Origin of the sequence: Dethiothermospora halolimnae (assembly GCF_037577855.1) — a bacterium.
Classification (GTDB): domain Bacteria; phylum Bacillota; class Clostridia; order Tissierellales; family VENL01; genus Dethiothermospora; species Dethiothermospora halolimnae.
Genome location: NZ_JBAKFX010000093.1, coordinates 1 through 7,904, shown reverse-complemented (window position 1 = coordinate 7,904; position 7,904 = coordinate 1). Strand labels below are relative to the sequence as shown.

The window sequence follows — 7,904 nt, the reverse complement described above, 5'->3', positions numbered from 1 at the left end:
AACTCATCATTCCATCATTATAAAGATCAGTACCTCTCATTCCTTCATTATAAATAAGTTCTTGTGTTTCATATAAGCCTAACAATGTCCTAATCCCAGAAAATACACTGAAAAGAAGCCCATAAATCTTATCTTCAAACCATCCTGTATCACTTTCAAATTTAGTGTCAATATTTCCATAATGCATACCCATATTCATTCTCGAATGGTTAGCTTGAAGAGATAAATGATGAACAGTAATCCATGCTGTATCATTTCCGCTATCAGCAAATTCAAAATTTGTACCTTCTGCCTTCTCTATTAAAGCCTCTCCATTATTGATTCCATCTATAGGGATATAACCCTTTGGCATAGCATATATAAATGGTGTTATTGACTTTACATCTATTTGATCACTTTGTCCATCTACTTCTTTCCATACATAAGCATATAAATTACCATCCGCATCAGCATGAGGTTTATATTTCTCTAAATCTTTTTTATCAAAATTACTATCTGGAAATTCTTCTGTTATTGTACTAGGCGTTTTGGTAGTATCTGTACCATACATTATGTGATAAACATTACCTTGTTTTGATGGTAATTTAGCTTCTTTAAAATTTCCTGTATTAGCACTAGGTCTTATATATATTGAAGACCTAACTAAATCATCTGTATCTTGATATTTTTTACCATCATTTACCATATCTAACATACTATTTAAATTTGAAGTTAACGTACTAGATATTTGAAAAGCTCTCTCTTGATCTTGAGCTCCAGCATGATAAGCCCCAGCAACTATATATTTATTTTCTTCTTTTGCTGGAAAAGTAAAAATTAAGCCATCATCTACTTCTCCTGTTTTAGAAACTTCTTCAGCATTTTCTCCTGTTAATTCAATATCTTTAAAAGTACCAAGGTTAGAATTTAAATTAAAAACATCTAATGGTTCTTTTTCTTTTGCTCTATAATCACCAAAATAACCTGTTTGAGCTTCTTGATGATTTCCTTCTTTCATAAACCCTGGTTTATCCGAGTTTAAATTACTCATGTACTTATTATTTCTTTCATCTATAGTAATTTGAATATATACAGCATCATGGGCTTTTACATTTAATAATGGAGAAAAGAACATTTGAAATATTAAAAGTATAATTAGAACGTTTTTAAATTGTTTATTTTTCATAAACCATTTCACCTCCTTTTTGTTTATGAATTCGTTTATAAGTTATTTAAGAAGTCTGCTATTTCTTTTATTGTTTTAGCATTATCTTCTTTATATTTCATCTCTTCTACTTTTCCTTCTATCATTTCTTTTATATACTCATTTACTGTAAGCTCCGTTTTTAGTGCTTTGCTACTTATATATCTAAGTGTTTCTCTGTCTAAATTATTAATTGTTATACTTATACTCATCAAACTTCGACCTCCTTTTTAGCTAAAATATAGTCTTTATCGTGCTTTTCTAAATTTATATAATAATCTTTACTGAAATTGTCTTCTTTGATTTGATTTAATATCTCTTTTAAATCCTTCTTCTTGCTATTTTTATAAACAAACATATTATTTTTCCTCCTTTCCTTGTTTTTCTAACATATTTACTATACGATAGGCTTCTTCGACCATAATTAAGTTCATTTGGTTTTGTTTATCTTTAGATAGTTTGGAATATTGCTCTTTAAGTAAATCATCTAATCTTTGTCTTTTTTCTTTATAAGCTTTTAGCTTGCTATAATCTCCATCTGTAATTTCCTGTTTCAATTTATCTAAGTCATTTATTTTATTAATTATTTTATTATTCAAGATTTTCACCTCCTTGGAAAATAAATGCTTTACCTTCGCTTATCTCACTTTTTATAACTCCTAGATTTCTTCCAGTTTTTCTTATATACTCAAACTTTAAATTTTCTGTGTATGTACCGTATCTTTCTTTTACTTCCTCTTCTAAAACAGCTCTTATAAACTCATAAAGTCCAATCTTTTCTGTTTTAATCATAAAATCTACTCTCCTTTCATTTTTCTAATTTTATTTTTATTTGTAATATATTATATTTTAGATATTTTAAAGAAAATTATAATATGAAATTTGTTTTATTATGTATTAAAAAAAGTCCTATTGCTAGGACTTTTTAAATCACATCATCTAATTTAAGATTATCTTCTAGTATTTTATTTATTGGCTTTTTAAGCTTTCCTTTTTTAGTTCTATATTTGTAAGGATTAATTCCTTTTTCCATTAATTTGTTATTCTCTATTACCATCTTGTCTAATTTTTTATTTAGCTCCCGAGGAATAAACTCTATATTTACTACTATTGGCTCTTGTAATGTATTGTTCTTTATATACTTAATAGTTATTTCTCCAAACTCCCCATACATAATATCTGATGGTGAAAATCTAGCTTTTTCTTCTTCCATTATGGTTTTACTATCCGTTGGAGCATTAGGTTTATTCTGTTGTAAAATGTCAAATCTTTGCTTGGATACTCCTTTACTCACTCTTCTTTTAATAATTTCGCCAAATTCATCGCTGTAATATTTAGCATCAGTGCTTGAAATTCCTGGATATACAAATACATTTCTACAGTTAGTTTTAACACTTTCTAAAAATCCTTTTCCAGCTTCCTCTTCAAGCAGGCTTAAAGATTGTGTTGCTAATACAGTGGCTACACGATAACTTCTACCTTGGGTTAATAGATCTAACATTCCTTTATTAGCATACTTCTGTGATTCATCTAAAACTAATGTATGTGGCATACGGGTATCTTCTAAGCCCTCTCTTCTAAGAACTGCTGATTGATAAGATAGTATTAAAAAATAACCTAGAAAAGAACCTAAATCTCTTAATTTTCCTTGAGCTGTAGCAATACATATAACTAATTGTTCTCCTTTACCATCTTCATGCAATCTATTTAAATGTTCATCAAATCTAATATCACTTTGTCCATTTACAGGATTTAAAACTTTTCTCAAATACTTATTAGAAACTAATTTATCAACTTGCGATCTTATGCCAGAAGTATGCTCTTGGGTTTTACTTTTCTCATTATAGTAATCTTGTCTAAAATAATTAATAATTTCTTCATTTTCATTTTCAAGAGCTTTGTTATTAACTCTATTTTTGTTATACTCTTCAAATTTATTTATTATACGTTTCCCTGCTCCTCCATTATCTCGAAGTAGATTATTCAAATCAATTAAAGTAGCATTATTGCCCTTTAATCTTTTAAGTATTTTTAAGGCATTTCTTAATAGTTGTTCATTCATATCTTGGAAGAACTGAGGAGAATCTGGATTTAACATTTTAAATGTTGTAGTTATATCTTCTATAACATCATCCTCTGGCCCGTATAATGGATTAAAAGTAGGACAGGCTTCTAAAATTGGATTAAAATATATAGCTTTCCTTCCATAATGTTGTGCCATAGCATATATTTTTTCTGCTAAATCACCTTTTGGCTCTATAACTGTAATTCCAAAATCTTTATTTTTAATGTCTTGGTTAAGCCAAGGAATTAAAGATTGACTGGTTTTACCACTTCCAGTAGGTCCTAAAACTAGGCTGTGAACAAATCTATCTTTAAAAGGAATATTAACAGGTTTCTTATTGCTTTGGTTAATTCCAACCTGTAAATCGCCTTTATTTTCTTTTTTATTCTTACTCTTAAATTCAAGTTCCAGTAATACTTTTACTATATTTTTAATGCTTTCTAACTTTATTTCTTTTACTCTTATATAACTAAATCCTAATACAAGTAGCATTATATAAATCATTATCTTTAGAAAAATATTTAGCTGAATTAAACTGTTTATATATACAGGTATATATATAATAGTAATTACTATTGTTATAATTAATCTTCTTTTGTTCTTTAAAATTATGTTCAGCACAATACTTAAAATTGAAAATCCCAAAAACAAAATTAGACTCTTTCTGTTAAGAAAGAGCCCTGCTAAAAGCAAACTTTGTATAATAGTAAATAACCATAAAATCCAATTAACTTCTCTCTCTATATCTTTTATAAACTCTTTAATATTCATTTTCCTCTATCCTCCTTTCCTTTAATTTATTTAGTCTAAAAATCTTCACTTATAGATATATCTTCATTTTCTATTTCTTCTTTGTTTATTACATCTTCTTTTATATCTTCTGTTGGAATTTTTTCAATTTGCTCTGGCTGTTCCATTTCTTCTTCTGGAGTTTTTTGCACTTCTTCAAAGCCTTCTATCTCATCATCTATAAAAGCTTGTCCATCTACTTTATAAACAGTTTTATTGTCTTTCTTCTTCAAAATCTCATCTAGACTATACGGATACTCATATAAATCTATTAAGTAGTTTATAAATTCTTTTAATAGATTCAATTCTTTGTGATATAATGTATCTTCTTTACCCTTTCTAGTTAATAAATCTGTATGCTCTTGGATTTGCTCATATTTATCACCAATCTTATTAAAAGTCTCAACTCTATTTTTTATATTTATATTCTCTAAATCTATATTTTTAAATATCCTTTTAATATCCCATAATATTCTTTTATCTACTTCTATTTCTTTTTCTTGTATAAATTGATTAATCATAAACCATTTCACCTCCTTAAAAATTAATAGTTATAATATATATATTAAAACCGAAATAATTGTAATGATTAACGATAAATAAAAGCCTAAATCAAACCTTCTAGCTTTCTTATTTATTTTTTTCATTTCTTCTAGGGGAAGATATAAAACTAAAAGATTATACAATTTGCTATAAGCATTTTTTCTTATAAAATATGTGGCTATTGTGCATATAACAAGCATAATTATTAATACTTTCATATAAAATTATCCTCCTTTCATTTTTAGTATTTTGATCTGCTGTGGCTAAAAAACTTTTTTATATTTAAATTAGTAAATTTTATAAACTTAAAACTAGAACAATTTATATATTTTTCTTCTCTTTTAATTTCTACTTCATTTATTTTTTTAATAGTATCTTTTAAATCTTCTTTAGTCTGTTTGCTTAAATATGGAGTGTTATATTCTTTAAGCCATTTAAGACTTATAAACTCATAATTTTCTATATCATAGGAACAAATATTTAGACTAAAAAATACATTCTCTTTATTTATATTTGAGTTAATAAGTTCTATTTTTTCTACTATTTTGTTAGGGTCTATATTGCTATTTACATCAAATAAGGCAAATGTAAGCATATATTCATCTCTGTTATTCCTACTTACTTTTTCTAAGAAGATATTATGATTTTTAAATTCTTCTAAACAATCTTCTCCTAGTAGAAATTTATTTTCTTTTACTAGAGAAATAAATGGCTTTCTCTTTTGTGGGTAGAATTTGTTATAATGCTCTATAATAAATGTACTCCTAGTAAGACTTCCAATATCTCTTCTTAAACTTATTTTCTTTCCACAGGCTAATTGAGAAGCTCTTGTTAATTCGATAATAGATTTATTCCAGTACATTTCTTTATTTATAAGCTTATATTTTTCCATCTCTTTTACCATCTCTCTTGTTCTTCTTGGAGCTTCTCCATGTACCTTTTCCATATAATCACTTAGTTGTTGATAAAACACTCTACCCCTACCAATATGGTATATATACTTTATATACTTATAGTAGAAAAGCTTAATATAAAGATCTTGAATTGGGCTTATTTTATCTAGGGTTAATGTTATGGTCTTGTTTTCTTTGTCTATATATTTTTCTAATACTTCTTTATCTATATCATCAAATTTTGGTGTTTTTTTAATTTTAATTGGCTTTGTCATAGTCTACACTTACCTCCTTTCCTATAAGTTCTTTTACATATGCTTGTTTTGCTTCTATATCTTTAGTTGTATAAGTTTTAGTGGTTATTTCTATTACTTTCATTTCCATTGTTCTAGTTATACCTGTTTTTTCAGATGTAGTGGTGAATTTCGGTACTACTAGATCTGGGGGACTTGTACCTTTTAACTTTCCCCATCTCTTAACCACATCATTTTCCGTTAAAGCAATGTCTTGTTCATATTCATTTAACTTAGAATATTTTTCAAATAATTTAACATCATGCGGAGTTCCTTTAGTTGTAGGCTTGTAGAGACAATCTACTGTAGCTAAATTTTCTTTTACCCACTTTTTGCCTTGGTCTGTTAATCTATAACAATAAGTACCTTTTTTACCATCTACCATTATTGGCTCTTTCTTTAGATAACCTTCCTTTATAAGTCTTCTTAATCTTTTCTCTTTGGTATTGTAATATTTACTTGTTTGTTCTGCTGTAGCTCTACCTGTTTTTGCTAAAGCTTGGAACAATCTTCGATCCTTAGTCATAAAGGTTAGCTGTGTAGATTTTTTTCTTCCTTTTGCCATAGGCTTCACCTCCTTGGAATTAATTTTGAGTTAGTTTTATTTTTGGGTTTTGCTTCTTGGTTTTTTAAATCTTTTGAGTGAAGTTTGAAGTAGCTTGAATAATCACTACCTCTCCCCCGATAGCTAGACAGGCCACGGGGTTTGTGAGTAGGAAAAATTAGAGGCTTTGCATCGGTCGCCTTGGCGAAATTTTTACGTTAAGCTCACAAACGGATAGACATACGTCCATTTCAGTTCCCTTTTCAAATTGCTTTTTATTTGTAAAGGGGGCTGGAATGGTAGCACTTTATTACCAATTCTCCTTGGGTATTTAGATAGGGTTATTGGGAATAAGGTGCGTGTATGTCCCGTGGGCTGTCTTGCTATTAAAACAGTGTTATATGTCTAGCTATTAAAACAGTGTTTAAGGGAGAGAGGTGTCCCTTTCAAGCACGAAATCAAACTTCACCGCTTTTAACGTTTTTATATTATAAGAATTTAGACGTAAATTATAACTAAAATAATAAAAAAGTAGACTTTTTTTATGAAAGTCTACTGCTTCTTCTTAATATTATTTAAATATTTCTTACATTCGAAACCACATTAAAGTATTTAGTTTCAGTAGGAACTTTATCCAGATTATTTTAATATGCTATTTAAACTATTTATATCTAAAAGTAATTACTTTATATATATGAATTAATTACCCCCTTAAGTTCCTAACTCTTAAGGGTTTTATATTTTCATAAAAAATATATACTTCACTAATCATTTTTAGTTAAAAAATCTGATAAAATCCTTATTATAATTAAATCTAGTACGGTATATATAATATATATACATAAGTATTTAAGGTATAAAAAAATAGAACCTTAATTTATAAAGGCTCTATTATCTAAAATAATCATCTAAAACTCTATTACTAACATCTCTTTTATAATTATTATAGAGAAAATTTTTAAATCTTTTATTTTTTTCCATTTTAATTTTAATATATTCATATCTTTCTTCTCTACTATTTAATTTTTCACATTTTTTTAGTATATTATAAAACTCTTTCTTTATTTTTCTTACTTCCAAATTCTCATCTGAAAATAAATTTAATAAAGATTTAGATGGAATTTTAATATTATCCAAATTATAATAACAAACTCTTCTTTTTCCAATTTCCTTTGTGTATCTTTTTATAAACTCCTTCTTCTTATCCTTATCTGTTTTCTTTTTTCTGTTATTTCGTTTTTTCCAATTTTGTTTATACAAATCTAACATATTATAGTCTTTAGCAAATTTTTCCTTACTTTCATATACTTTATCTATAAAATATAATATTCTCATGCCTTTTTTTGTTTCCATTAATTCTTTATCTGTATGTAAATAATTGTCTTCTTTACATTTCTTAGCATATTCTTTTAGCACTTTAATTTTTTCTTCTTTTGTGTATTTTAAAGGTCTCATTTCACCATCCTCCCTTCCTATATTATCTATACTTTTATTTTATTTATTTTATATTATTTTATAACAAATAAGGGTATTAAAAAAAGCCCATTTGGGCTTTATAAGGTTTAATTAATCTATTATTTTATAGTATTTTTCT

General features: G+C 26.9%; 11 protein-coding genes. All 11 read right to left on the bottom strand.

From position 1 onward, the window contains the following. A partial coding sequence (locus V6137_RS19810) for a hypothetical protein (protein ID WP_425449697.1) occupies positions 1-1,165 on the bottom strand: 1,165 nt, incomplete at its 3' end. 35 nt (positions 1,166-1,200) lie between these two features. Continuing rightward, positions 1,201-1,398, bottom strand: a complete 198-nt coding sequence (locus V6137_RS19805) for a hypothetical protein (protein WP_425449696.1) — start codon at positions 1,396-1,398, stop codon at positions 1,201-1,203. Next, positions 1,395-1,541: a hypothetical protein gene (locus V6137_RS19800; protein WP_425449695.1), complete on the bottom strand. Its 147-nt coding sequence runs from the start codon at positions 1,539-1,541 to the stop codon at positions 1,395-1,397. Before V6137_RS19800 ends, V6137_RS19805 begins: the two co-directional genes overlap by 4 nt. 1 nt (position 1,542) lies before the next feature. Beyond that, positions 1,543-1,782 (bottom strand): hypothetical protein, encoded by a 240-nt coding sequence (locus tag V6137_RS19795; RefSeq protein WP_425449694.1) that lies wholly within the window; start codon positions 1,780-1,782, stop codon positions 1,543-1,545. Continuing rightward, entirely contained in the window at positions 1,775-1,975 is a 201-nt protein-coding gene (locus V6137_RS19790) for a hypothetical protein (protein ID WP_425449693.1), read from the bottom strand. The genes V6137_RS19795 and V6137_RS19790 overlap by 8 nt, the downstream gene beginning before the upstream one ends. A gap of 133 nt (positions 1,976-2,108) precedes the next feature. Then, positions 2,109-4,019 (bottom strand): type IV secretory system conjugative DNA transfer family protein, encoded by a 1,911-nt coding sequence (locus tag V6137_RS19785; protein WP_425449692.1) that lies wholly within the window; start codon positions 4,017-4,019, stop codon positions 2,109-2,111. A 35-nt stretch (positions 4,020-4,054) separates the two neighbouring features. Beyond that, a complete protein-coding gene (locus V6137_RS19780) occupies positions 4,055-4,558 on the bottom strand; it encodes a hypothetical protein (protein ID WP_425449691.1) in 504 nt (167 codons plus the stop codon). A 30-nt stretch (positions 4,559-4,588) separates the two neighbouring features. Further along, the gene (locus tag V6137_RS19775; protein ID WP_425449690.1) at positions 4,589-4,798 is read right to left on the bottom strand and encodes a hypothetical protein; all 210 of its coding nucleotides are present in this window, start codon (positions 4,796-4,798) and stop codon (positions 4,589-4,591) included. 23 nt (positions 4,799-4,821) lie between these two features. Then, entirely contained in the window at positions 4,822-5,748 is a 927-nt protein-coding gene (locus V6137_RS19770; RefSeq protein ID WP_425449689.1) for a hypothetical protein, read from the bottom strand. Then, the gene (locus V6137_RS19765) at positions 5,732-6,331 is read right to left on the bottom strand and encodes a hypothetical protein (protein WP_425449688.1); all 600 of its coding nucleotides are present in this window, start codon (positions 6,329-6,331) and stop codon (positions 5,732-5,734) included. Before V6137_RS19765 ends, V6137_RS19770 begins: the two co-directional genes overlap by 17 nt. Positions 6,332-7,201: 870 nt before the next feature. Continuing rightward, positions 7,202-7,765, bottom strand: a complete 564-nt coding sequence (locus V6137_RS19760; RefSeq protein ID WP_425449687.1) for a hypothetical protein — start codon at positions 7,763-7,765, stop codon at positions 7,202-7,204. Positions 7,766-7,904: the final 139 nt, after the last annotated feature.

Coding starts and splice junctions, on each gene's coding strand:
- V6137_RS19800 (WP_425449695.1), bottom strand. CDS start 1,541: ATGTTTGTTTATAAAAATAGCAAGAAGAAGGATTTAAAAGAGATATTA.
- V6137_RS19790 (WP_425449693.1), bottom strand. CDS start 1,975: ATGATTAAAACAGAAAAGATTGGACTTTATGAGTTTATAAGAGCTGTT.
- V6137_RS19785 (WP_425449692.1), bottom strand. CDS start 4,019: ATGAATATTAAAGAGTTTATAAAAGATATAGAGAGAGAAGTTAATTGG.
- V6137_RS19780 (WP_425449691.1), bottom strand. CDS start 4,558: ATGATTAATCAATTTATACAAGAAAAAGAAATAGAAGTAGATAAAAGA.
- V6137_RS19775 (WP_425449690.1), bottom strand. CDS start 4,798: ATGAAAGTATTAATAATTATGCTTGTTATATGCACAATAGCCACATAT.
- V6137_RS19770 (WP_425449689.1), bottom strand. CDS start 5,748: ATGACAAAGCCAATTAAAATTAAAAAAACACCAAAATTTGATGATATA.
- V6137_RS19765 (WP_425449688.1), bottom strand. CDS start 6,331: ATGGCAAAAGGAAGAAAAAAATCTACACAGCTAACCTTTATGACTAAG.
- V6137_RS19760 (WP_425449687.1), bottom strand. CDS start 7,765: ATGAGACCTTTAAAATACACAAAAGAAGAAAAAATTAAAGTGCTAAAA.